Below are 24489 nucleotides of genomic sequence, written 5' to 3' on the forward strand. Positions count from 1 at the left end.
AGCGGGCTAAGTTCGACTATCAAAAGACCGAATCGCCCCGATCAGCGCATAGCCCGAGAAGATCCGCCATGACCCAGACGCCCCGCCGGCCCGTGATCATCCATTGGGGGATTTCCAGCTTCTTCGGCTGGGGCATCTACGGCCTCAATCTGGCGCTCAACTGGTCGGCCGATCCGCTGCTCGAACCGGTCACGTCCTTTCCGCTGCAATCCGACCAGATCGTCGTCGATCCGCTGCGCCAGCGTGCGCTGTCGGGCTTTTTCCGTGCCAGCGCCGATCTTTCCGGGCGCATCGCAGCCCAGAGCGAAAAATCCGTGACGGTCAACACGCCGCTTCTGGCCGGGCTCGGCAATGATTTTTCGATGTCGCCGGGGCCGAATGGCGTGGCGCTCTCGGGCACGCCTACGCTCGGCGTCGTGTTCTTCGAGCTGCCGCAACTGTCGGATACAGCCAAGGCGCGGGCGAAATCCCTGCCGCTGGTGATTGCCGGATCGACCTGGAACGAAGAGATCATGCGCGCTCATGGTCTCAACAATGTCACGACGGTTATCCAGGGCATCGACCAGACTCTGTTTCATCCCGGCCCGCGCCAGGGCGTGCTTGCCGACCGTTTCATGGTGTTTTCAGGCGGCAAGCTGGAGCTGCGCAAGGGCCAGGATCTGGTCGTTGCCGCCTTTGCCCGCTTTGCCAAGCGCCATCCGGAGGCGTTGCTGGTTTCGGCCTGGCACAGTCCCTGGCCGCAATTTGCCCTGACACTCAACCGTTCCGGCAAGGCCGCTGACATCGGCACCAATGACAAGGGCGCCATCGACCAGGCCGCCTGGCGTGCCGCCAACGGCATCGCCGCTCACCAAAGCCTCGATCTAGGCGCAGTGCCGAATGCGCTGATGGCACCGATTCTGCGCGAAATGGACGTTGCCGTCTTCCCGAACCGCGCCGAGGGCGGCACCAATCTGGTAGCGATGGAATGCATGGCCTGCGGCGTGCCGACGATTCTGTCCGCCAACACCGGCCATCTCGACCTGATCGACGGCAGCAATTGCTACGCGCTCGAACAGCAGTCCCCAGTTGCCGGCGAAGGCGCCGGTGTTGGTTCCGTCGCAGGCTGGGGCGAAAGCAGTGTCGACGAGATCGAAGACGCGCTGGAGCGGGTCTGGCGCGACCGCAACGAGGCTCGCCGACGCGGCGAGCGTGGGGCAGCCAAGCTGGCGGGCTATACCTGGTCGCGCACCGCCGACCAGATGAAATCGATCATCAAGACTTATTTGTAATTGCCTCAGCGAGCGACACTGCCTCGGTGATCGGTCCCGAAAAATCGCCGGCTTCCCGCTGGCGGCAAAGCCGCATGGAGGGATACCAGGGCGAGGTGGCGCCTTGCAGGCCCCAGCGCCAGTCCGGCACTTTCTTCAGAAGGCCGATGGTGGGCACACCGAGCGCGCCTGCCAGATGTAGCGGCGCGGTGCAGACCGAGACGAAGGCAGAAAGCTGAACCAGTACCGCCGCCGTATCCAGAAAGGCATCGGCTCCGGCATCGAAATCCGGACCCGGATGTTCCAGCGTAAAATCCAGCCCGGCGACCTTGTAGCCGGAGGGCGTATCGGCCTTTTCGAGCACGCTTTCATCCAGCTTCTGCAGAGCGATCAGCCGTGTTTGCGCCAACGCGGCAAAGGGCGCCAATTGCTCCGGCCCCGACAGGCTGCGGCCCCTTTCCGCCGGCGACAGCGGATTGCCGCGCCAGACGAAGCCGATGGCTTTTTCACCGTCGCGAAGCGCGAGCCGCTCCCTCCAATGCGCCACCAGCTCCGGCCGTGCTACAAGATAGGAGGTCTTCCTGGGCACGCTGCCCGGAGTAAGCAGCAGCCTATGCGGCAGGCCGAGCAAGGGCACCTGAAAATCCATGGTCCCCGGCGCCGGATCAGCCGCCTGCACGGCATCGGCGCCCGGCACATGCTGAAGCAGAGCCACCAGCTTATCAGGCACCTGCAAGATCACCTCGCCACCGAACGATTTGGCAAGCGATTTGGCAAGCGGCAGCAGCTTGACGAACTGGATCGTGTCGCCCAGCCCCTGCTCCGCATGAACAAGCAGCCGCTTGCCCTCGAAAGGGCGTCCGTCCCAATCGGCAATATCCGTGTGGCGCGCCTCTCCGGGAAAGCCATCGGCCTGCCAGCGCCATTCATATTGCGCAAAACCATTGGCATAGTCGCCGCATCTCAGCAGGTTGATGCCGAGATTGTAATGCGCCTCGGCCGAGCCTGGGTAGAGCGCCAAAGCCTTCGAGAGCAAGGCAAGCGCCTCGTCCATCTCGCCGAGTTCACCAAGCGCATTGCCGAGATTGTGCAGCGCGATACGGTTGTCGGGATCGAGTGACAGTGTGTGGCGATAGGCCAATATCGCGGCGGGAATATTATCCAGATCAGCCTCGGTGACACCAATATTGGCGTGGCAGGCGGCATTATCAGGCGCCAGTTGCGCAGCGCGCTTATAGGCCTCCAGCGCATCCGGCTTGCGGCCAGCGGCCCCAAGCGCATTGCCGAGATTATACCAGATATCGCTTTCCTCAGGCGCCAGCCGCAGCGCCCGAGCGTAAAGCGTCAGCGCTTGCGCGAGGTCCCCGCGCGAACGCTCGGCGGATGCCAGGAGCCGAAGCGCATCGACCTGATCCGGGTCCTCATCGAGAATGGCGCGGTACAAAACGGCGGCCTCATCCAGCCGGCCCGCCTTGTGCAGTTGGAACGCGTCGAGCAGCCGCTCGTCTGGCGCAGATACGTCAGTCATGACTTACCTTCCATCTTCGCCCTCAGAGCAACCCGCGCGGCAAGATCGTCCGCCACGGCCTGCGCGACGCTATTCCAATCGCCCGGTTGCGGCTGGCGGATCAGTCTTAGGCCCGGATACCAGGGACTGTCGTCGCGCCCGCTCATCCAGCGCCAATCGGCAGCGAATTTCAGCATCGCGATCGAGGGCACACCAAGCGAGGCGGCCAGATGCAGGGTTGAGGTGCAGGAGGACACGACCAGATCCAGCGCCGCAATCGCCGCCGCCGTCTCGGCAAAATCACCGAGATCCGTGCCGGGTACAGCCATAGACGCAGCAAAATCGAGCCCAGCCATCTGCTCCAGCCCATCCTTGAACTGCAAGCTGACGAAATGCACGCCATCCACGGCAAACAGCGGTTCAAGCACCCGCAACGGCGGCGAGCGACCCTTGTCGGCCCGCGCCACCGGATTGCCCTGCCAGATCAGCCCGACACGCAGTTTATCCCTGTTAGCAAAGCGCGCTTCCCAATCCGCCACCCGGCGCGGGTCGGGGCGGAAATTCGCCGGTGCGGGAAGCGTGTCGAGCACCGTGCCGAAAATCAGCGGCAGACTCATGATCGGCGCTTCGACATCGGCATCGTCGATGGCATCCACGCCCTGACGGCGGAGCGTGATATTGGCCCGCGGCGTTACCAGCGTTGCGAAGAGGCCGATCAGCGGCTCGCGCAATTCGAGGATGACATGGCCCACCCGCTGCGCCGCCTGGCTCACAAAGCGGCCGAACTGGATCTGATCGCCAAGCCCCTGTTCGCCGTGGATCAGCAGTACCTTGTCGGGCAGAACCTCACCGGTCCAGCGCGGCATGGGAAATGTGCGCGGCACCATTTCCGACCCCTGCCAACGCGCCTCGTAATCGGCAAAACCCTCCGGCAGATGGCCCGCGGCCAGATGCGCATGTGCCCGGTCAATAAGGGTCTCGGCGTCGCCGGGCTGCAATTCCAGCGCCCTATCCAGGCTCGCGACCGCCTCATCCACCAAGCCGATTTCGCGCAGCGCATTGCCAAGCCCGCGATGGGCCTTGGACAGATCGGGGCGCAATTCGAGCGAGGCGCGGTAGGCTGCGAGCGCTTCATCATAGCGGTCGGTGTCGCGCAAGAGATTGCCGAGGGTCATATAGGCTTCGGCACTGGGGCTTTTGGCCAGGCTCTGCCTGAGGCAGGCTTCTGCCTCCTCCTGCTTACCGACATGGCGTAGAGCAATTGCATAATTGGTCTGGAACGTCGGCGTCGCCAAGCCAAGTGCCGCTGCGGCCCGCAGAAGCACATAGCCGCGATGATACTGCAGCCGCTCCACGGCGAGACCACCCAGCATATGCAAGGCCTCGGCCTTCAAATCCTCATGCAGCAGCGCGGCATAGACAGGTTCTGCATGAGCGACATCCCCGGCCATATGGGTGCGGATCGCTGCCGCAAGCCGCTGCTGCGGGCTGGGCAAAGCAGGAACCGGAACCTCAGGCTCCGCCGTCTCGAACAGCTGCGCCCGGTCGCCTCCAACCAGCTTGGTAAGCGCGTCTGTAACGCGGTCGGCCACGCCGGCGAAGGGCGCGGCTTCCACCTCGTCCGCCACCCGGCGAAATACCCGCGTCCGTGGATACCAGGGGCTGTCGCTGCGCCCACGCAGCCAGCGCCATTCCGCATGGGATTTGAGAATGACCCAGGCAGGCCGTCCAAGCGCGGCGGCCAGATGCGCCACCGCCGTATCCGAGGTGATGACGAGATCGAGATTCATGATCATAGCTGCGGTATCGGCAAAGGCATCCGACCCCTCGTCAAACCCTTCAGGCGGCCGCTCGACGGCAAAATCCACCGTCTCCAGCTGCTCTTCGCCTGCGCCCTTCTGCAGCGCGATCAGCCGCACGCCGTCAATTTTGGAGAGCGGCGCCAGCACCTGCAGCGGAAAACTGCGGCCCTTGTCCACCTGCGGATCGGGATTGCCCTGCCAGACGAGGCCGACCCGGAAGCCGGGTTTTTCGCCGAGCCAGCCTGCCCAGTGCCGCACCTTGTCCGGATCGGCAAAGAGATAGGCAGGTGCGGCCGGAATGGTCTCGACGGTGGTGCCGCAAAGCAACGGCAGGCTCATCATGAACACGTGGTAGTCGAGCGCCGGCACCGGATCGCTTTCGCGCACGATGCCGTCGACACCAGGCACGGTCTCCAGCAAAGCCGCGATCTTGCGGCGGCAGCCGACCATGACCTTGGCAGCACCCCTGGCCTTCAACAGCGCCGCATAGCGCACGAACTGAAAGGCATCGCCAAATCCCTGCTCGGCCAGAACAAGGATCGATTTGCCCGTGAGATCTTCGCCCTGCCAGACCGGCAGCCGCACCCTCGTGCGGTCAATGCCAAGCGTTTCGACCTGGAAGCGGCGCTCGTAGAGCGGTAGGCCTTGTGCGTAATCGCCCTCGTTCATCAGCAGCATGCCCAACGCCATTTCCGCATCGGCATAGCCAGGACGCGCCTCGATGGCCTTCAGGAAGGCAAGTTTTGCTTCATCCTCGCGTCCGGCATCCATCAGGCTGATGCCGAGATTACTCCAGGATTCGGCATGATCCGGCCGCGCCAGCGCGCCTTGCTTCTGCATCCAGCAGGCGAGATCGGCGTAGCCGTGATTACGCTCGGCGACACCGAGATTGCTCCAGGCATCGGCATTCCCAGGGTCGAGCACCAGCGCCCGTTCCCAGGCGCGGGCCGCAGCCTGCGGCTTCTTGGCCTTCAGCAGCACAGCACCGAGCTGCACCTGATGCGAGGACAGTTCCGGCTCCAACCTGCAGGCGCGCGTCAGCGCTTCTTCGGCCACATCAAAACGCTTCAGCGCCAAAGCCGCCGCTGCATAAACCGATAGGGCATGGCCCGAGCGCGGGTTTGCCTTGAGCACCTGCCCCGCCCGGGCCAGCGCTGCCTCTCCGTCGCCTGCCGCCGTCTCGCGCCGGGCCAGCGCTAGTTGCGACGGAATGTGACCGGGATTGTAAATCAGGCCGTGGCGCAGCGCCCGCAGAGCGTCTCCGGCATAACCAGCCGCATCGAGCGCGATGGCGAAATTGCTCCAGTGATCACCAATCGACGGGCGGAGCGCCACCGAGCGGGCGCAAAACGGCAGCGCCTGGCGACCAGCAGCCGCCGAGCGAGACCCCGCTTCCAGGCAAGCCATGCCAAGCAGGTTCAGCACCCGTTCCGGCTGGTAATCTTCTGTCAGCACATGCCGGTAAAGCTGCACGGCGCGGCCATAGTCGCGGGCCTGGTGGCAGCGGATCGCTTCACCCAGCGCAACCTCCGCCGGCTGCGGCGCATCCTCGCTCAAACGCCCAGCAAGCAGCAGCACTTTCAACTCATGGGCGATCTCGTCGATCACAGGATGCCAGGCTCCCGCCTCGCTTTGCCGAAACAGCCGCATCGACGGATACCAGCCCGTGAGTAGCCCTTCCATGCCCCAACGCCAGTCCGGCGCCTTCTTCAGCAGCAGCCAGACGGGACGGCCAAGCGCGCCCGCCAGATGCGCAATGGCGGTATCCGAGGTGATGACGAGGTCGAGCGAGGCCATCAAAGACGCCGTGTCGACAAAAGCGTCAGTGTCCTCGTCGAGACCGGGCACAACCCGCAACGGCAGGCCCTCCGGCACCGGTTGCGCATCCCCCTCGCCTTTTTGCAGCGAGATCAGGTCGATATCGTCGGCAAAGGCGGCTAGCGGCTGGAAGGCGGCAAGCGGCAGCGAGCGGCCCGGCTCCCCATAGGCCTTAGGATTGCCCTGCCAGGATAGGCCGACCCGAAGACGCTTACGCGTCTTTACATCCGGTTCGCCTTCGCCCGCTTCATCGGCGTGAAGCCCATTCAGCCAGTCGCGCCACTGCTCGAACCGGGGCTTTTCCAGAGACAGATAAGGCGTGCGGGCACCGGTCTTCTCTGGCGTCAGGCCAATCAGGCCGGGCAGCGACAGCAGCAGGGTCCAGGCGTCATACCGAGGCAGATCTTCAGTTTCGGCCTGCAGCGTGATCTTCTCGCCCTGAAAAATCTCCGAAAGCTGCAACAGCCGATAAAGCTGCGGCTGGCAGAGAAAGACGATGCGACCCACCCGCTCGGCAATGTGAGGTAGGAACCGGATGAACTGGATCGTATCGCCCAGCCCCTGCTCATGCATGACAAGCAAGGTCTTGCCTTCAAGAACCTCACCCTGCCAGCGCGCTTCCGGCGTCAACAATTCAGACCGGCCACTTGCCGCGACTTCGTCGCGCAATTCGTAGTCAGCCCAGGCATCGCGCCAATGACCCGCCAGCAATTGCAGGCAGGCGCGGTTAAAGCGATGCACCGGCGCAGCACTTTCATCGATCAACTGCCGCAGCAGCCGGTCGGCATGCCTGAGATCCCCGAGAATTCGCAGGCTTGCAGCAAAATTGTTGGCGGCACGGCGATGGGATGGATCAAGCGCCAGCGCCAGCTCATATTGCTCGCAGGCTTCGCGGTCACGCTCCAAACCATGCAGGAGAACGCCCAGATTATAAAAAGCTTCAGCATCGGGCCGCAGCGCCAGCGACTGACGCAAATAGGCTTCCGACGCAGCCTTATCACCGAGTTCGAGCAGGATGACGCCCATTTGGGCCATCAGCGCCGGCGCCTGGGGCTCGACCGAAAGCCCCTTTTCCGCCGCCGCATGCGCCTCGCTCCAGCGCCCGGCAGAGGTCAGTGCCAGTACGAGATTGGACCAAGCGCCGGCCGAGGCGTCGTCGAGCGCCACTGCACGCGCAGCTGTCACGATGGCACGCTCGTTATCGCCAAGCGCCACAAGCGGCAGCACCATATTCTGCAAGATGGCCGGCTGGTCCGGCTGAAGCTCCAGAGCACGCTCGAAGCCAGCAACGGCCTCTTCAGAACGGCCGGAAAGATGCAGCGCCAAAGCGTAATAGTGCTGGATATGACCATCATCGGGATGCTTTGCCGCCAAATCACTCAGCGCCTGCAAGGCCTCAGCCACTTGCCCCCGCGCCAAGAGCGAACGGCAATGCGAAACCTCTTGCGTCGTCATAACGCGCTCTTCCCTTCAACTCAGGCCATAGACATCGGCCAAAAACAGAGGCGGCAGGCACAAATACGCCTGCCGTGCCCATCCTTTATCAGCAGGCCCCCACCCCTTATCAGCAGGCCAATGACAAACAATCGCCCAACCGGAAAAATAGTCAGGCGACCGCACTTGCGGACAAATCAGGCAGCATAGGGCTTGTAGGATTTTTCTTCGATGATCGCCGAGCCGAGCTCGACATTGATCTGCCGCTTCAGCTCTGCGCGACGATCGTTGGTGACATAGACCGAACGGGCAAGGGAAACGAAGCGCGGACCGAAATCACCATCGCGCTCGCAATCGCGGATATCGTCCTCGATCTCCCACAAAGCAGTGTTGACGGCGCGAAGGTCACGGGTGATGGCGATGACACCCTGATGGTCAGCCACCGGCGCCAACCGTTCGTTGAGCAGGGAGAGTTCGCGCTCGACATTAGCGCGCTTGGTCTCGTCCGTAATCCGCTCTGCCTTGATCTGGAGGATGGTGATCTTGTCGATCAACTCGCCCCAGGACACCGGAACTTCAATCATTGCAGGTCTCCGATTCGTCGAAGCCTAACGATACAGCATGCAACCAAGGTCTGGGAATCGGTTTTGCAGTCAGAATTATAGCCGTACACAGGCCGTTTGACGGCCGCATCCAGAGATGCGGCCGTCCACTGATTGTCCTTAGCTCCAGCGGAAGTCGCTGGCCGACATATTGTCGGCGGTCTTGCCCGACAGCGTCATCTGCATGTCGACCGTTCCATCCCCATTGGCGTCGACATAGAGCGTCGACGTGTCGTTGACGAAATAGGCTTCCGAATTGCCATTCGCCGACAGGCTCGTCGAGGTGCCGAGATAGGAGAAGGTGCCACTCAGCAAGCCGCTGAACACCAGCTTGTCCTCACCATTGACAAAATCGGTGATCTTGTCCGGGCTCGACGTGCTCGATGCCGATGTCGAGGTGAAGGTGAAGAGGTCGGAGCCCGCACCGCCGGTGACCGTGTCGGAACCCGCTCCCATGATGATCGTATCGTTGCCGGAGCCGAGATTGACGGTTGTATTGGTACTGCCGGACAGGACGATGTAGTCCGCGCCGGAACTGCCGTTGATATTTTCGATATTCACGGCAGTCAGCGTCGAAGCCGAGCCGATCGTCAGCGTATCCTGCCCTGTGCCGAGATCGATCGCCACGCCGGTATACTGGCCGGAAATGGTGATATTGTCGTCATAGGCAGAACCAACAAGCGTTTCGACGCTGGAGACGGTTGCCGTCGCGGCCTTTTCGAAATTCAGATAGTCCATACCCGTGCCCAGGAAATACTGGCCGCCGGAGATTTCCGTATCCTTGACATAGACCACGTCGGAATTGTTACCGCCGGTAACCGATTCGACATTGTAGAGGCTGACGGTATTGGTGAAGTTTCCGAGCGCCACAGTATCATTGCCGTCGGCAAGGTCGATGGCGATGCCCGTGGCCTGGTCACCAAGCGTGACCTTGTCGTCACCGGAACCGCCCATCACCGTCTCGACACCAAGCAATGTCACCGTGCTAGAGGAAGCCGCGAGGTGGACTTCGTCGAAGCCGGCGCCCATAGCCAGATATCCGGCATAGGTATCGCTATTGATGGCGATGTAATCGTCAAAGGACTGACCGATGATGGTTTCGGCATTGGCGACGGTAACCGTGTTGGCGGCATTGGCAAGAATCAGCTTGTCGGAGCCGCCGCCCAGATCGATATAGCCGCTGACCCATTGCGTGCCGAGCGTAATGATGTCGGCCGCAGAGCCGCCGTTGATCGTCTCTACATTGGAAACCGTTGCCGTCAGCCCGGCGCTCCAGTTCAGCGTATCCTGACCGTCGCCGAGATTGATCGACGCACCGCCGATGGAACCGCTGATCGTCAGAACGTCGTCACCAACCGAGCCTATAACCGTTTCGATATTGGCGACCGTGACCGTGCCGGCGCTGTCGCCGAAAGTCAGCCGGTCAGTGCCGCTGCCCAGATCGATGAAGCCGCCGGTATAGGCGCCAGACAGAGTGACATCGTCCGTCAGCGAGCCGCCGGTGACGGTCTCGATATTTTCCACCGTCACGGTATTGTTGGCCGAAGACAGGATCAGGCGGTCAGTGCCGGCATTGAGGTTGATATAGCCGCCAGTCAACTGCTCACCGATGGTGATCACGTCGGTGCCGACATCGCCAAGGATCGATTCGGCACCCGTTACGGTCACGGTGCCACCGAGTTCCGACATCTGCAGCACGTCATCCCCACCACCGAGCTTGACGGTGGTGGCGGTGACCGCGTCGGCCAATTCGACCCAGTCGTCACCCGCGCCGCCGGTGACCGTTTCGACACCTGACAGCGTCACGGTATTACCGGTTGCCGACAAGATGACGCCATCCTGGCCGGCGCCGAGATTGATGTAGCCGGTTTCGTCGGCAGCCAGCGTGATCAGGTCGGCTGCTGCGCCGCCGATGACCGACTCGACACCTGAAACCGTTGCCGTACCGCCAAAATCACCAATGATGAACTGGTCGTTGCCACCGCCGAGCGAAATCACACCGCCTGTCATATAGGCGGAAAGGGTCACGATATCGTCCAGGTCGGAGCCGTTGATCGTCTCGATGCTGGACACGGTTACCGTGCCGCCCTCGCTGGATAAATTCAGGCTGTCGAGCCCGTTACCGAGGTTGATGGTCATGCCCGTCGTGCCGGCGCCCAGCGTGATGACGTCGCTGCCGGTACCGCCGGTCACCAGTTCCGCGTTGGAAATCGTCGCGGTATTGGCGTAGTTGGCGAAAGCAACCGTATCGCTGCCGTCTCCGAGATCGATATTGACGCCAGTGACTGCCGCATTGAAGCGGATGAATTCATTGCCAGTGCCACCGAGGATGTTCTCGACATTGGCAACCGTTACCGAACCGCCGTTGTCCAGGAATTTCAGGGTGTCGTTGCCGGCACCGAGGTCGATCATCGTCGGGCCGCCGACCGTGCCGATCACGACCGTATCGGAACCGGTCCCACCGGTGATGGTTTCCGTGTTGGAAACAGTGATGAGATTTTGAACGCCATCCGCGACATTGGCCATGATCAACGTGTCGGCGCCGTCACCAAGATCGATGCTGCCGGTATAGGCGCTGGTCAGGATGACCTTCTGCGTGCCTGCACCGCCGACCAGCGTTTCGACGTTCTGGACGGTCAACGTGGCATTGCCGCCAATCGTCAGAGTATCGTCTCCGGCGCCAAGGTCGATAAAGCCAGATGTGACCGTGCCCGAGACCGTGACACTGTCGTCGGCCGCACCGCCGATGATCGTCTCAATATTGGCCGCCGTCAGCGTGCCGCCATCGTCGCTGAGCGTCAGCTGGTCGAGGCCCTTGCCAAGGTCGATCGTGCCGCCGGTCATTTCCGAGCCGAGCGTGATGACGTCGCTCGATGTGCCGGCATTGATGATCTCGACGTTGAGGATCGTCGCCGTGTTGTTGAAATTGCCAAAGGTGACACTGTCGTTGCCGGCGCCGAGGTCGATATAGACCCCTTGGGCCGCGCGGTCGAACCTGATGACATCGGTGCCGTCATCGCCGATGATGTTTTCGATATTGCGCGCCGTGATCGTACCGCCATTCATGATGGTCAGCGTATCGTTGCCGGCGCCGAGATCGATCAGCGAGCCGGCAATGGCAGTGGTGACGAAGACCGAATCGGCGCCAGTACCACCGACCACAGTTTCGATACCCGAGATCGAGACGGTATTGTCGAAATTGCCCATGGTCAGCTTGTCGCTGCCCGAACCGAGTGAAATCAGGTTGCCGGTCAGCTGTGTCTGATAGAGGATCTGCTCGCTGGAAGAGCCACCGATAATGGTCTCGACATTGAGAACGGTCAGGGTCCGGCCAGCGCCGCTGAGCTTCAGCGTATCGTCACCATCGCCCAGGTCGATATAACCGCCCGTGGTCGATATTGCGAAGGTGATCGTATCGTCGCCGCTACCGCCGATCAGGGTTTCGACACCCGACACGTTGATGGTGTTGGAGCCATCGGCAAGCGTCAGCTTGTCCATACCCGATCCAAGATTGATCGTCCCCTGGGTAAGTTCGGTCGTCAGCGTAACGATATCGCTGGAACTGTTGCCGGTGATGGTCTCGACATTAGCGAAGGAAACGGTGTTGTTGAACTTGCCAAGCGTCACACGGTCGCCGTCGTCGCCCAGGTCGATCAGGCCACCGGTGACCTGCGTGTTGTAGATGATATAGTCTTTGGTCGAGCTACCGACGACGTTCTCGACATTCTTCAGGGTCACAGTGCCGCCGGTATCGTCGAGCACGAGCGTATCGGTGCCGGCGCCAAGATCGATCAGACCGCCGGACTTTGCTTCCTGCATGTAGATGACGTCGTTGCCGGTGCCGCCATAGATGGTTTCGACGCCGTAGACACTGACGGTATTGGCGTAATTGCCAAGCACCAGCGTATCGTTGCCAGCGCCCATCGACACATAACCGTTGAAGGCCGTGGCCAGGGTCACGTAATCGCTGCTGGACGAGCCGACGATGCTTTCGGCATTGGCGATGGTAAGCTTGTTGACGAAATTGCCCAGCACCACCGTGTCGTCGCCGTCGCCGGCATCAATATAGGTATTGGAGGCCTTGGTGTTGAGCACGATGCGATCGTCGCCTTCGCCGGCGACAATAGTCTCGGTATTGGAGACATAGACCGTGCCGCCGCCATCACCAAGATTGACGTAATCGTTGCCAGAGCCGAGGTCCACGCGACGCACACTGGTCACATCGCTGTTCTGCATATAGACGATGTCGCTCTTGGTGCCGCCGGTCACCGTCTCGACGTTAACCATAGTAACGTTGTTGTCGTACTTGCCGAGGACCACCCGGTCACTGCCGTCGCCGAGATCGATATAGGTCCCGAGCGCCTGCGCATTGAACGTCAGATAATCGCTACCCTGTCCGCCCTTGATGCTTTCGACATTGGAGATCGTCGCCGTGGCCCCGAGATCCGAAAAGGTCACCGTATCGGTTCCGGCACCGAGGTCGATGACGCCCGCTGTGAGCCTGGTGTCGTAGAAGATCGAATCGTCATCCGAACCGCCTGTGACGGTCTCGACATTCGACAACGTGACGTTGTTCACATAGTTGGCGAGAACCAGCTTGTCGTTGCCATCGCCGAGATTGAGGGCCACCCCTGAAGCTTGTCCGGTCAGGATGATAACGTCTGATGCACTCGTTCCGGTTACACCATCAAGACTGCTTACAGTTGTCGTAGAAGACGTTGCCACGGTGAATCCCCATTGTGGTAATTGCCGCAAAACATCGGCAACAAGGCGTTTGGTCGATGCGCACTCGACCGGCGATCATGGGGGAAGATAGGAAGCGAAGCTGTCGCGAAACTTGTCGTTTCGTCGATTGACAACCTGAACCAGCAAATCAAAAGATGCGCAGCCTTAAGGTGGTACCTGTATTGACCTTCAGAGCCAGGCGCTGAACAACAGAAGAGCAGCTTTGACGAGGCCAAACACCACACCGCCAACCAGAGCGATGGACAGAACAAAGATGACGCTGCCGAACAGCGCGTAGAGTCCGTCCCTTTCGAGAAGCGCAAAGGCAAACAGCGACAGGGCAATGGCCGGCAGGATATTGCCGAGCGGTATCGGCAGCGCCAGGATCACGGCAAGGATGAAGGCCATGATCCCGAGCAGATGTTCCATGGGACCACTGACCAGAAAGCCGAGGCGCGGTTTCAGCAGGCGCTCGCCGCGCGCCAGCCAAGGAGCGATGCGCGAAACGATAGCGGCAAAATCGGTCCGGGCCAGCGAACGCTCGGTAATCCAGCCCGGCAGCCAGGGCTTCAGACCAAGCATCAGCTGCGCCGACAGAAACACCAGCGGCGCGCCTGTTACAGCCGATGTGCCAGGAGGAGTCGGCACGATATTGGGCAGGGCGAAGATCAGGATCAGCGCGCCAAAGGCGCGGTCACCCATGGCATGAAAGAGGTCGCCAACAGAGATCCGCGCCCTGCTCTCATCCTCGGCCATGGCGATGAGGATTCGCGACAGCGACAGAGGTTCACCTTCATTGGGATCGGGCTGCTCGCCAGCTTTGTGTTCCTGACGATTATCCCGCGAAAAGCCCGACCGATCCATAATCACTCCCCACGCCTCCGGACCAAAATACGATCCGCCAAGAGCGGCATATGGAGATTGGCGGGCATCGCCACAAGGCACGCGCGTCGCCGGGGTGCGTCCGCTATCTCAGGCTGCCGCTTCCTGCACGAGATGGCCAGGCGACACTTCACGGTAATGGCGCGGTACCGGCTGATAACCGAGCGGCCGCACCGGGCTCTTGATTTCGTCGGTGGACACCGGCCGGATCATCGAGCGACGGGCAGGATCCGGCACCGGCACTGCAGCAATCAATTTCTTGGTATAGGGATGCTGCGGATTATCGAACACGGCCTGGCGCGGGCCGATCTCGACGATTTCACCGAGATACATTACCGCCACCCGGTGGCTGACACGTTCCACCACGGCCATATCGTGGGAAATGAAGAGATAGGCGAGGTTGAAGCTCTCCTGCAGGTCGAGCAGGAGATTGCAGACCTGCGCCTTGATAGAGACATCGAGCGCCGACACCGCTTCGTCGGCAACGATCACCTTAGGATCGAGCATCAGCGAACGGGCAATCGCCACACGCTGGCGCTGGCCACCAGAGAACTCATGCGGATAGCGGCGCATCATATCGGCACCGAGACCCACGCGTTGCAGGAGATCGGCGGCTTTTTCCCGCGCCTGCGCTTTCGTGCCGAGGTTATGCTCCAGAAACGGCTCCATCACTGCCGTACCAACCGACATGCGCGGATCTAGGCTGGCGAAGGGGTCCTGGAATACCATCTGGATGCTGCGGCGCATCTTGCGCAGCGTGCCGCCATCAAGCGCCATGACATTATATCCGTCGACCGCGATGGTGCCGCTTGTCGGCTCGACCAGCCTCGTGATCGAGCGGCCTGTGGTCGACTTGCCGCAGCCGGATTCACCCACCAGAGACAGGGTCTCGCCGGGCCGCAGATCGAAGCTGACATTTTCCACCGCATGCACGGCGCCCGACTTGCGCCCAAGCAGGCCAGAGCGGATGTCGAAGCGGGTCGTCAGGTTCTTCACCTCCAGGATCGGGCGCGGCACCAGATCGAGGGCTGCCACTTCCTGTTCCTCGACAAGCGTATCGCCGGTCTTGATATCGATGACAGGAAAGCGCATCGGCAGGGCATGCCCCTGCATCGAGCCGAGCTTCGGCACGGCCGAGAGCAGCGCTCGCGTATAGGGGTGCTGGCCGCGATTGAAAATATCGTCGGTCGTCCCACCCTCGACCATTTCGCCGCGGAACATCACGATGGTACGGTCGGAAACCTCGGCCACCACGCCCATGTCATGGGTGATGAACAGGACGGACATGCCCTCCTCTTCCTGCAGGACCTTGATCAGGTCGAGGATCTGGCCCTGAATGGTAACGTCAAGCGCAGTGGTCGGCTCATCAGCGATCAGCAGTTTTGGGCGGGTTGCGAGCGCCATGGCAATCATCACCCGCTGGCGCATGCCGCCGGAGAACTGGTGCGGGAACTCGTCAAACCGGCTCTTGGCATTGGGAATGCGCACCTTTTCCAGAAGCCGGATCACTTCCGCCTTTGCCTCGGCCCGCGAGATATCGCGGTGGCACAGGATCGCCTCGGCGATCTGCTTGCCGATCGGGAAGATCGGGTTGAGGCTGGTCATCGGCTCCTGGAAGATCATCGATATGTCGTTGCCGCGCACACGGCGCATCTCTTCCGGCGATAGCGTCAGCAATTCGCGGCCGTTGAGCTTGATGCTGCCTTCGATGCGGCTGAAGTTCTTTTGCAGCAATTGCATGATGGAGAGGGAGGTAACGCTCTTACCCGATCCGGATTCACCAACAATCGCCACCGTCTCGCGCGGGGCAACATCGAAACTCATGTTGCGCACGACAGAGGTCCAGCTATCTCCCATCCGAAACGAGGTGGTCAGATTGCGCACCGACAGGACCGGTGGCACCTGTCCGTTCTGCTGGGTGAGATCTTCGGCCATGGCTCTGCTTTCCCCTTGTTGTTCAGCCCCGGCTGCAGAACCGGGGCCTTTATCGTTAAGCGGCGACGTCCTCAGGCAAGACCAGTTTCGGCCAGTTCCACCCAATAGCTGATGCCGTAGGGAATGGCCTCGTCGTTGAAGTCATAGGCTGGGTGGTGAAGATTGGCGGTGTTGCCGACACCGAGGAAGATGAAGGCGCCCGGCCGGCTTTCCAGCATATAGGAGAAGTCTTCTGCCCCCATCTTCGGCGCCATGTCGGTCTTCACCCTGTTGTCGCCGGAGATCTTCGCGGCAACGGCGGCGGCGAAATCCGTTTCGTCGGCATGGTTGAAGGTGACGGGATAACCGCGGTGGTAGTTGACTTCGGCCACTGCGCCATGGGCCATGGCCGTAGCAGTCGCTACTTCCTGCAGACGCTTTTCGGCGTAGTCGCGAATATTGGGCAACAGCGTGCGCACCGTGCCTGTCAGTTTCACATCCATCGGGATGACGTTATAGGCGTCGCCGCCATGGGTCGTGGTGACGCTGATGACCAGCGATTCCAGCGGATCGACGCCGCGCGACACGATCGATTGCAGCGCGATGATGACATGCGCCGACACAAGTACCGGATCGACCGAGAAATGCGGTTGGGCGGCATGGCTGCCTTTACCCTTGATGGTGATATCGAACGTATCCGACGCCGCCATCAGCGAGCCCTTGCGGATGGCGAAATCGCCAAGCGGAACGCCCGGCGCATTGTGCATGCCGAACACTTGGGAAATGCCGAATTTCTCCATCATGCCGTCCTGCACCATGGCAAGACCACCGCCGCCGCCTTCCTCAGCCGGCTGGAAGATCACCGCGACCGATCCCTTGAAGTTGCGGGTCTCGGCCAGATGTTTGGCAGCCCCAAGCAGCATGGCGGTATGACCGTCATGGCCGCAGGCATGCATCTTGCCGGGCACGGTGGAGGCCCAGGGCACGCCTGTCGTCTCCGTGATCGGCAGCGCATCCATGTCGGCACGCAGCCCGATGGTTGGTCCCTCGCCGCGATTGCCCCTGATGATCCCGACGACTCCGGTCCGGCCAATGCCGGTCTCGATTACGTCGCAACCGAATTCCTTCAGCTTCTCCGCCACGAAGCCGGCCGTCTGATGCACATCAAACAGAAGTTCCGGTGTCTGGTGCAGATGGCGGCGCCAGCCAGCGACTTCGTCCTGCAAGGCGCTGGCGCGGTTCAAAATGGGCATGAAAGACCTCTTTTTGCTGTTCCCATCGGTTTTTCGGTGCCATACTGTTCATCAACTCAGGCATTTGCAAGCCACAATTGCGAACATTGAACAAAAAATAGCCTAGCCTCCGCAAAGCTTAAACATTAAGCAAACTTCGGCATGCATACCCCGAAGCTGAGCCGCGGCTATAATCCATTCGCCTAATAGGCTAAACCTCCGCGTGCTTGACACGAGGCGTCTTCGCATCGCCCATTGTCATAAATTTTCGGAAATTTGGCATAGTTTGAATAGGGCAATCCATCATGAGACAGAACAATTCGATCCGGGTGATGGCGGCGGCATCGCTTCTTGCGGCCGGATTGGCCACACACCCAGCGCTCGCTGCGCGGGGCGCGGATGGCGACGTAAGGATCTTGTTCTGGCAGGCCGTATCCAACCTCAACCCCTATCTCTCAGGCGGCAGCAAGGATGTCTATGCCGCGTCGATCGTCCTTGAGCCGTTGGCCGGGTTCAACGAGCAGGGCAAAGTGTTCCCTCGGCTTGCCGCAGAGGTTCCGACCGTCCAAAACGGCGGCATCGCCCGCGATATGACGTCCATCACCTGGAAATTAAAGCCCGGCTTGACCTGGTCCGATGGCGGCGACGTCACCGCCGATGACGTGGTCTTCACCTGGAAATATTGCATGGCGCCCGGCGGCGGCTGCGCCCAGGCTGCAAAATTCGACGGCGTGAAATCGGTCGAGGCCATCGACCGGCTAACGGTCAAGGTCAGCTTCGCCGCGCCGAAGCCTTACCCCTACAGCGCCTTTGTCGGCCAGCTGTCGCCGATCATCCAGCAGTCGCAGTTCAAGGATTGCCTTGGGGAAAAGGCGCCGCAATGCACCGAAGCGAATTTCAAGCCGCACGGCACCGGCCCCTTCATGGTCCGCGATTTCAAGGCCAATGACGCGGTGCTGTTCGACGCCAACCCGCGCTACCGCGACCCCGATAAACCAAACTTCGCCTCCGTGACACTCAAGGGCGGCGGCGATGCCATGTCGGCGGCCCGCGCCGTGCTTGAGACCGGCGAATACGACTTTGCCTGGAACACGGTGGTCGAGCCCGAGATATCGGACGCCATGCTAAAGGCTGGCAAAGGCACACTCACCTCTGCCTTCAGCTCGACGGTCGAGCGCATTCATCTCAACCCCTATGCTGTCGATGCCGCGCTGGGACCAAAGCGCTCAACCAAAGAAGCCGGCCCGCATCCGATCCTGTCGGACCCCAAAGTGCGCCGGGCGCTGGCGCTCGCTATCGACCGTGACACGATCGTGCAGGCCGGCTACGGCACGGCGGGCCAGCCCACCTGCAACATCGTTCCGGCGCCAGATATCTTTGCCTCCGACGCCAAGATCTGGTGCGGCAACCAGGACCTCGCGAGCGCCAATGCGCTTCTGGACGAAGCGGGCTGGAAGCAAGGCTCCGACGGTGTGCGCGAGAAGGATGGTCGCAAGCTGTCCCTGCTGTTCCTGACAACGACCAATTCCGTGCGCCAGGGCACCCAGGTGCTGGTCAAGGACATGTGGTCGCAGATTGGCGTGCAGACGGAGTTGCGCAATGTCTCGGCCTCGGTATTTTTCGGCGGCGATCCCGCCAGCCCCGATACCTATCAAAAATTCTACGCAGACGCGGAAATGTATGCGAGCGGCTTTGAAAGCACCGATCCGGAAAAGTTCATGGCCGGCTTTACCTGCGACAAGATTCCGAACCCTGCCAACAACTGGCAGGGAGAAAACATCAGCCGCTACTGCAATCCAGCCTATGACAAAATGCTGACCGAGCTGCGCCAGACACCAGGCATCGACAGGCGCGCCGCCCTTGTCCGCACGCTGAACGACATGATCGTCAACGACGGACTGGTCATTCCGCTGGTTAACCGCGGCGAACCCTCCGCCATCTCCAACCAGCTCAAAGGCGCAAAACTCAATCCATGGGATTCACAGTTGTGGAATATTGCAGACTGGAGCCGCAGCAAGTAGGCTCCCCCTCGACAACTCTGAGTAGGAAGGCAGGGCGCAGGCTTGGCGCCCCTTCCGATGACAAGCAGGCTCCCGACAAAGTGTCGGTGAGCAACCAGTCAGCCGCTGAAAACAGCTATTGAGCTTGATGTCTGCCAGAACCGCCTGATCCGGCGCATAGCGCCAACACTCTTCCACAACCTGTTCACACACTGATATTTTACGGCTTGATTGAAAAATAAGCTTGTGGTTCTATAGCTCAAAATTTGGGCAAACCAGATCGAAAAACAAAATCTGGACAGGCAATCTGCGACGTCCGGCGGGGATCATAAAACGGGGACAAGGGGAGACAATTCAATCATTTCAGAGCCATGCAGAGCTCTATGGGGATAATGGCAACGTCTTTGCATGCGTCGCCAAAAAATAAAACTCTCGTTCAAGAGATCAAGAAGGGAACAGTCAATCATGCGTAAACTCGGGATCATCCTGGCCGCCTCAGCGGCGTCGCTGATAATGGCGGTTGCACCCGTCAATGCGGCGCGCGGCACGGATGGGGATCTGAAAATCCTTTTCTGGCAGGCCGTGTCCACCATGAACATCTATCTGTCAGGCGGCACCAAGGAGCAGTATGCCTCGGCTATGGTACTGGAGCCATTGGCCGGCTTTGATCCGCAGGGTAATGTCTTCCCGCGCCTCGTGGTCGACATTCCTACGGTCGAAAACGGCGGTGTCTCTGCCGATTTGACCACCATCACCTGGAAGATCAAGCCCGGCATCAAATGGTCGGATGGTTCCGCCTTCACCGCTGACGACGTGGTCTTCACCTGGAAATACTGCACGGCAGATGGCGGCGGCTGCGCCCAGAAATCCAAATTCGAAGGTGTCAAGACCGTAGAAGCTGTCGACCCGCAGACCGTCAAAGTCACCTTCGCAGCGCCCAAGCCCTATCCCTACACCGCCTTTGTCGGCTCGCTGTCGCCGATCATCCAGAAGGCGCAGTTTGCCAATTGCCTCGGTCCCAAGGCGCCGGAATGCACCAGCGCCAACTTCGCTCCAATCGGCACCGGCCCCTTCAAGGTCAAGGAGTTCAAGCCGAACGACGTCATCAGCTTCGTCGCCAATGAAAACTACCGCGATCCGGCCAAGCCCGCTTTCGCCACCGCGACCCTGAAGGGCGGCGGCGATGCGCTGTCGGCGGCCCGCGCCGTGCTTGAAACCGGCGAATATGATTATGCTTGGAATATGCAGGTCGAGCCGGAAGTGCTGGAGACCATGCTCGCCAGCGGCAAGGGCACCATCCAGACTGCATTCGGCAGCCAGGTCGAGCGCATCAACATCAACCTGACCAACCCCGATCCGGCGCTTGGCGACAAGCGCTCGACCAAGGAAGGCGGCCCGCATCCGGCCTTCTCCGATCCGGCCGTGCGCAAGGCGCTGGCGCTGGCCATCGACCGCGACGTCATCGTCGAAGCCGGCTATGGCGCGGCCGGCAAGCCGACCTGCAACATCGTTCCGGGCCCGGACGCCTATGTCTCCACGAAGAACGACAGCTGGTGCCTGAAGCAGGATGTCGATGGCGCCAACAAGCTGCTCGACGATGCCGGCTGGAAGAAAGGTCCTGACGGCATCCGCGCCAAGGGCGGCGTCAAGCTTTCCTTCCTCTACCAGACTTCAACCAATTCCGTGCGCCAGGCCACCCAGGCACTGGTAAAGGACATGTGGTCGCAGATCGGCGTCAACGTCGAACTACGCAATGTTTCGGCCTCGGTCTTCTTCGGCGGCGACCCCTCAAGCCCGGATACCTTCCAGAAGTTCTATGCCGACCTCGAAATGTACACCAACAATTTCGACGGCACGGACCCCGAGCCCTACATGGTTCAGTGGATGTGCGATAAGGCACCGTCGCCCAAGAACGGCTGGCAGGGCGAAAACATGCCGCGTTACTGCAACCCGGAATATGACAAGCTGGCCACCGAACTGACGAAGACCGTCAAGCTCGAAGACCGCGCTGCCCTCGTCAAGAAGCTCAACGACATGCTGACCGAGGACTTCGTGCATATCCCGCTCGTCTATCGCGGTCAGCCCTCGGCCTATTCGGCCAAGTTGCAGAATATCAAAGCGACCGGCTGGGATGCGGAAACCTGGAACATCCAGGACTGGACGCGCAGCAAATAATGTTTGAAGGCCGGGTCCGGCAAACGGACCCGGCCCCTTTTCGTCGCGCCCCGGAAAGGCTCAATTGATGTTTACTTATACGATCCGGCGATTGTTGTTTGCGATCCCGACTTTGCTGGCCATCAGCTTCATTATCTTCGCGCTTCTGGCCATGGCTCCGAACAATCCGCTCGGCGAATTGCCGCTGACGATCCCGCCTGAAGTGCGCGAGGAAATGCGCGCGGCGCTTGGCATCGACCAGCCGCTGTATATCCAGTTCGTCAAATGGCTCTACCAGTTCTTCGTCAACGAGCCGCTCAACATCCTGCAACAGGTCACCGGCATTGCAATCGGCGACCCGCACCGGCTGCGCATTCTCTCCTGGACAACCCGCAGCCCCGTTGTCGATCTGATCGTCCAACGCATGCCGCAGACGCTTTGGGTGGTGGGTCTTGCCTATCTCTTCGGCGTGCTGCTGGCGATCCCGATCGGGGTGATATCCGCCTATAAGCAGTATTCGCTCTTCGACCAGATCGGCACCTTCATCGCCATGGTCGGCTATTCCGTGCCCACCTTCTTCACCGGCGTATTGCTGATCGTGATCTTCTCCTCGACCCTGCACTGGTTTCCATCGGTCTACGACACCAATCTCAAGGTCGTGGACTGGGCGAGTTTCGTTGCCCAGGTCAAGCAGATGGTGCTGCCGGTCACGGTGCTGACGCTCTACAATACCTCGCAGATCAGCCGTTTCGTGCGCGCCTCGATGCTTGACAATCTGCATCAGGACTATGTGCGCACCGCTCGCGCCAAGGGTGTCAAGGAAAAGACCGTGCTGCTCGTGCATGTGCTGCGCAACAGCCTCATCCCTGTCGTGACAGTCATTGCGCTCGGCGTGCCCACCATCTTCTCCGGCGCGATCATCACCGAGCAGATTTTTCGGGTGAACGGTCTCGGCCAATTGCTGATCACCGCCATCCAGGCCGGCGACCTGCCACTGGTGCAGACCCTGACCTTCATCTTCGCCGTGCTGATCGTGCTGTTCAACCTGATTGCCGACGTGCTTTACGGCATTCTCGATCCGAGGATCCGCTATGACTGATGCGCCAACCCTTGCCGCAGCTGCTGCCCCTGCCCGCTCGCAATCTTTCGGTGCCCAGCTCTGGGGCCAGTTCCGCCGTCATACCGGCGGGCTCGTCGGACTTGTCGTGTTCGTGTTCATCGTGCTCGCCGTCTACATCGGGCCGCTGATCCACACGGTCGATCCCAACAAGCTGAACATCCGCGACAAGAACCAGGGGCCGTCCTGGGTGCATCCCTTCGGCACCGACAATCTCGGCCACGACTTTTTTGCCCAGGTTCTCGCCGGCGGAAAAGTATCACTGGCCGTCGGCATGACCGCGATGCTGCTGTCTTTGTTCGTCGGCACGCTATTCGGCGTTCTCGCAGGCTATTTCAAGCGGATCGATGGGCCGTTGATGCGCATCACCGACCTGTTCCTCGCCCTACCGATCCTACCGCTTCTAATGGTCATAACCATGCTATTTCGGGACCCGCTGCGTGCGGCTTTGGGCACGGTCTTCGGTCCACAGGGCGGAATCTTCATCCTGATCGTCTTTGTCATCGGCATCACCAGCTGGATGCACACCGCCCGGATCGTCCGCAGCGATGTCCTCTCGGTCAAGAACCAGGAGTTCGTGTTGGCCGCCAAGTCGAGCGGCATGCGCGAATACCGGGTGATCCTCAAGCATATCCTGCCGAACGTGCTGAGTTCCGTCATGGTCTCGGCCACGCTCGGCATCGCCTCGGCCATCATCACCGAGTCGGCGCTGAGCTTCCTCGGCCTCGGCTTTCCCTCGGACTTTCCCACATGGGGCCGGTTGCTTTATGACGGCGTCAACTTCCTGCAGATCACCCCGGCTCGGGCGATCTGGCCGGGTTTGGCGATTTCGCTGACCGTGCTCAGCGTCAACTATATTGGTGACGGTATCCGCGACGCGCTCGATCCGCGCTCGATGAAGCGATGATAATCCAGGTTCCGGAGCTTCATCACTGCTGTGCAGCAATGAAGCTCCGGAACCGGCTGAGGCTGTAGAGGAAGCACAGCAGGCCAATGCCCGCCGTTGCCAGGAACTGCGGCCAGACCATATCGAAACCGGCACCGCGATAGAGGATCGCTTGCGAAAATGCGACGAAATGGGTCGAGGGGGAAACCTGCATCACATTCTGCAACCATTCCGGCTGGCTTTCCAGCGGCGTAAAGCCGCCCGACAGGATATTCATCGGCAGGGCAACGAGGATGAACAGCAGCGCCAGTTGCGGCATGCTGCGGGCTAGGGTGCCGAGGAACAGACCGAGCGACGTCGCGAAAAACAGGTAGAGTGCCACGCCGGCCATATAGAGCGACAGCGACCCGGTGATGCGCATGCCGAGCACCTTGACCAGCACGGTCAGGATCGCCACCAGCGTCATGACAAGAATGACCAGCCCATTGGCGGCCAGCTTGCCGACCATGATTTCCAGCGGCCGCACCGGCATGACCAGCAGATGTTCCAGCGTGCCGTGCTCGCGCTCGCGCACCAGCGCCGCACCGGCCAGCAGGATGGCCAGCATGGTGATATTGTTGATCAGTGCCATCGTGCCGGAAAACCAGTCGGAATTCAGCGATTGGTTGAAGGCAAGCCGCGTCTCCACCGTCACCGGCTGACTGGAGGAAACACCGAGACGCCGGGCATAAAGCTGGACCTGCTGGCTGACGATCTGCTGGATCGTGCCGGAGCCGACGCCCGCCTGCATCAGCGCCGTCGCATCGATCAGCAATTGCACCGAGGGACTGCGGCCGGCGAGCACGTCAGCTTCGAACCGTTCGGGAATATCGAGCACGAAAGTATAGCGCCCTTCGTCCATGCCCCTTTCGACATCCCCGGGCGCGACGGCGACAGGCTTTTGGAACCGGGGCGGCATCAGCCCGTCGAGAATGGAAGAGGACAGCTGCGACATGTCGCGGTCGACCACGGCCAGCGTCGCATTGCGCAGATCGTGCGACAGGCCGGTAGCCTGGGTATAGATTGCCAAAGTGAAAGCATAGACCAGCATGGCCAGCAGCACCTTGTCGCGCATGAGGCCAATCAGTTCCTTGCGAAACAGCGCCATTGTCGTGCGGATATCCATA

Annotated in this window: 13 protein-coding genes; 5 read left to right on the forward strand and 8 right to left on the reverse strand. The window is 60.8% G+C overall.

The genetic code is table 11. The annotated features are described in order from the left end of the window. Positions 1 to 68: 68 nt before the first annotated feature. Positions 69 to 1271, forward strand: a complete 1203-nt coding sequence (locus tag BJF91_RS16380; RefSeq protein ID WP_075615492.1) for a glycosyltransferase family 4 protein — start codon at positions 69 to 71, stop codon at positions 1269 to 1271. On the opposite strand, the gene BJF91_RS16385 is transcribed toward BJF91_RS16380, so the two are convergent. The 7 genes from BJF91_RS16385 to BJF91_RS16415 all read right to left on the reverse strand — a co-directional run bounded on the left by BJF91_RS16385 (position 1255) and on the right by BJF91_RS16415 (position 17187). After that, on the reverse strand, positions 1255 to 2778 hold the full coding sequence (locus BJF91_RS16385) for a tetratricopeptide repeat protein (protein ID WP_075615493.1): 1524 nt from the start codon (positions 2776 to 2778) through the stop codon (positions 1255 to 1257). The two genes, BJF91_RS16380 and BJF91_RS16385, sit on opposite strands and share 17 nt — an antisense overlap. Then, a complete protein-coding gene (locus BJF91_RS16390) occupies positions 2775 to 7832 on the reverse strand; it encodes a tetratricopeptide repeat protein (protein WP_075615494.1) in 5058 nt (1685 codons plus the stop codon). The genes BJF91_RS16385 and BJF91_RS16390 overlap by 4 nt, the downstream gene beginning before the upstream one ends. 176 nt (positions 7833 to 8008) lie before the next feature. Next, on the reverse strand, positions 8009 to 8395 hold the full coding sequence (locus BJF91_RS16395) for a DUF6165 family protein (RefSeq protein ID WP_075615495.1): 387 nt from the start codon (positions 8393 to 8395) through the stop codon (positions 8009 to 8011). A 138-nt stretch (positions 8396 to 8533) separates the two neighbouring features. Further along, complete coding sequence (locus BJF91_RS16400; RefSeq protein ID WP_139310718.1) at positions 8534 to 13138, reverse strand: beta strand repeat-containing protein; 4605 nt, start codon at positions 13136 to 13138, stop codon at positions 8534 to 8536. A 189-nt stretch (positions 13139 to 13327) separates the two neighbouring features. Continuing rightward, entirely contained in the window at positions 13328 to 14002 is a 675-nt protein-coding gene (locus BJF91_RS16405; protein WP_083943331.1) for an exopolysaccharide biosynthesis protein, read from the reverse strand. A 108-nt stretch (positions 14003 to 14110) separates the two neighbouring features. Further along, positions 14111 to 15955 (reverse strand): ABC transporter ATP-binding protein, encoded by a 1845-nt coding sequence (locus BJF91_RS16410; protein ID WP_075615497.1) that lies wholly within the window; start codon positions 15953 to 15955, stop codon positions 14111 to 14113. Positions 15956 to 16026: 71 nt separating this feature from the next. Continuing rightward, entirely contained in the window at positions 16027 to 17187 is a 1161-nt protein-coding gene (locus BJF91_RS16415) for a M20 aminoacylase family protein (protein ID WP_075615498.1), read from the reverse strand. A 284-nt stretch (positions 17188 to 17471) separates the two neighbouring features. Between BJF91_RS16415 and BJF91_RS16420 the strand changes: the two genes are divergently transcribed. The 4 genes from BJF91_RS16420 to BJF91_RS16435 all read left to right on the forward strand — a co-directional run bounded on the left by BJF91_RS16420 (position 17472) and on the right by BJF91_RS16435 (position 23344). Further along, a complete protein-coding gene (locus BJF91_RS16420) occupies positions 17472 to 19187 on the forward strand; it encodes a peptide ABC transporter substrate-binding protein (RefSeq protein ID WP_075615499.1) in 1716 nt (571 codons plus the stop codon). A 492-nt stretch (positions 19188 to 19679) separates the two neighbouring features. Beyond that, positions 19680 to 21341, forward strand: coding sequence for a peptide ABC transporter substrate-binding protein (locus BJF91_RS16425; protein ID WP_407639894.1), 1662 nt, complete (start codon positions 19680 to 19682; stop codon positions 21339 to 21341). A gap of 67 nt (positions 21342 to 21408) precedes the next feature. Beyond that, a complete protein-coding gene (locus BJF91_RS16430) occupies positions 21409 to 22419 on the forward strand; it encodes an ABC transporter permease (protein WP_075615501.1) in 1011 nt (336 codons plus the stop codon). After that, positions 22412 to 23344 (forward strand): ABC transporter permease, encoded by a 933-nt coding sequence (locus BJF91_RS16435; protein WP_075615502.1) that lies wholly within the window; start codon positions 22412 to 22414, stop codon positions 23342 to 23344. Before BJF91_RS16430 ends, BJF91_RS16435 begins: the two co-directional genes overlap by 8 nt. A gap of 22 nt (positions 23345 to 23366) precedes the next feature. On the opposite strand, the gene BJF91_RS16440 is transcribed toward BJF91_RS16435, so the two are convergent. Beyond that, positions 23367 to 24488: an ABC transporter permease gene (locus BJF91_RS16440; protein WP_075615503.1), complete on the reverse strand. Its 1122-nt coding sequence runs from the start codon at positions 24486 to 24488 to the stop codon at positions 23367 to 23369. Position 24489: the final 1 nt, after the last annotated feature.

The sequence above is a fragment of the Gillisella taibaishanensis genome (assembly GCF_001938985.1).
GTDB lineage: Bacteria > Pseudomonadota > Alphaproteobacteria > Rhizobiales > Rhizobiaceae > Allorhizobium > Allorhizobium taibaishanense.

Bases quoted from the DNA above. Each gene is read 5' to 3' on its own strand.
- BJF91_RS16380 (WP_075615492.1), top strand. From the start codon at position 69: ATGACCCAGACGCCCCGCCGGCCCGTGATCATCCATTGGGGGATTTCC.
- BJF91_RS16385 (WP_075615493.1), bottom strand. From the start codon at position 2,778: ATGACTGACGTATCTGCGCCAGACGAGCGGCTGCTCGACGCGTTCCAA.
- BJF91_RS16390 (WP_075615494.1), bottom strand. From the start codon at position 7,832: ATGACGACGCAAGAGGTTTCGCATTGCCGTTCGCTCTTGGCGCGGGGG.
- BJF91_RS16395 (WP_075615495.1), bottom strand. From the start codon at position 8,395: ATGATTGAAGTTCCGGTGTCCTGGGGCGAGTTGATCGACAAGATCACC.
- BJF91_RS16405 (WP_083943331.1), bottom strand. From the start codon at position 14,002: ATGGATCGGTCGGGCTTTTCGCGGGATAATCGTCAGGAACACAAAGCT.
- BJF91_RS16410 (WP_075615497.1), bottom strand. From the start codon at position 15,955: ATGGCCGAAGATCTCACCCAGCAGAACGGACAGGTGCCACCGGTCCTG.
- BJF91_RS16415 (WP_075615498.1), bottom strand. From the start codon at position 17,187: ATGCCCATTTTGAACCGCGCCAGCGCCTTGCAGGACGAAGTCGCTGGC.
- BJF91_RS16420 (WP_075615499.1), top strand. From the start codon at position 17,472: ATGAGACAGAACAATTCGATCCGGGTGATGGCGGCGGCATCGCTTCTT.
- BJF91_RS16425 (WP_407639894.1), top strand. From the start codon at position 19,680: ATGGCGGTTGCACCCGTCAATGCGGCGCGCGGCACGGATGGGGATCTG.
- BJF91_RS16430 (WP_075615501.1), top strand. From the start codon at position 21,409: ATGTTTACTTATACGATCCGGCGATTGTTGTTTGCGATCCCGACTTTG.
- BJF91_RS16435 (WP_075615502.1), top strand. From the start codon at position 22,412: ATGACTGATGCGCCAACCCTTGCCGCAGCTGCTGCCCCTGCCCGCTCG.
- BJF91_RS16440 (WP_075615503.1), bottom strand. From the start codon at position 24,488: ATGGATATCCGCACGACAATGGCGCTGTTTCGCAAGGAACTGATTGGC.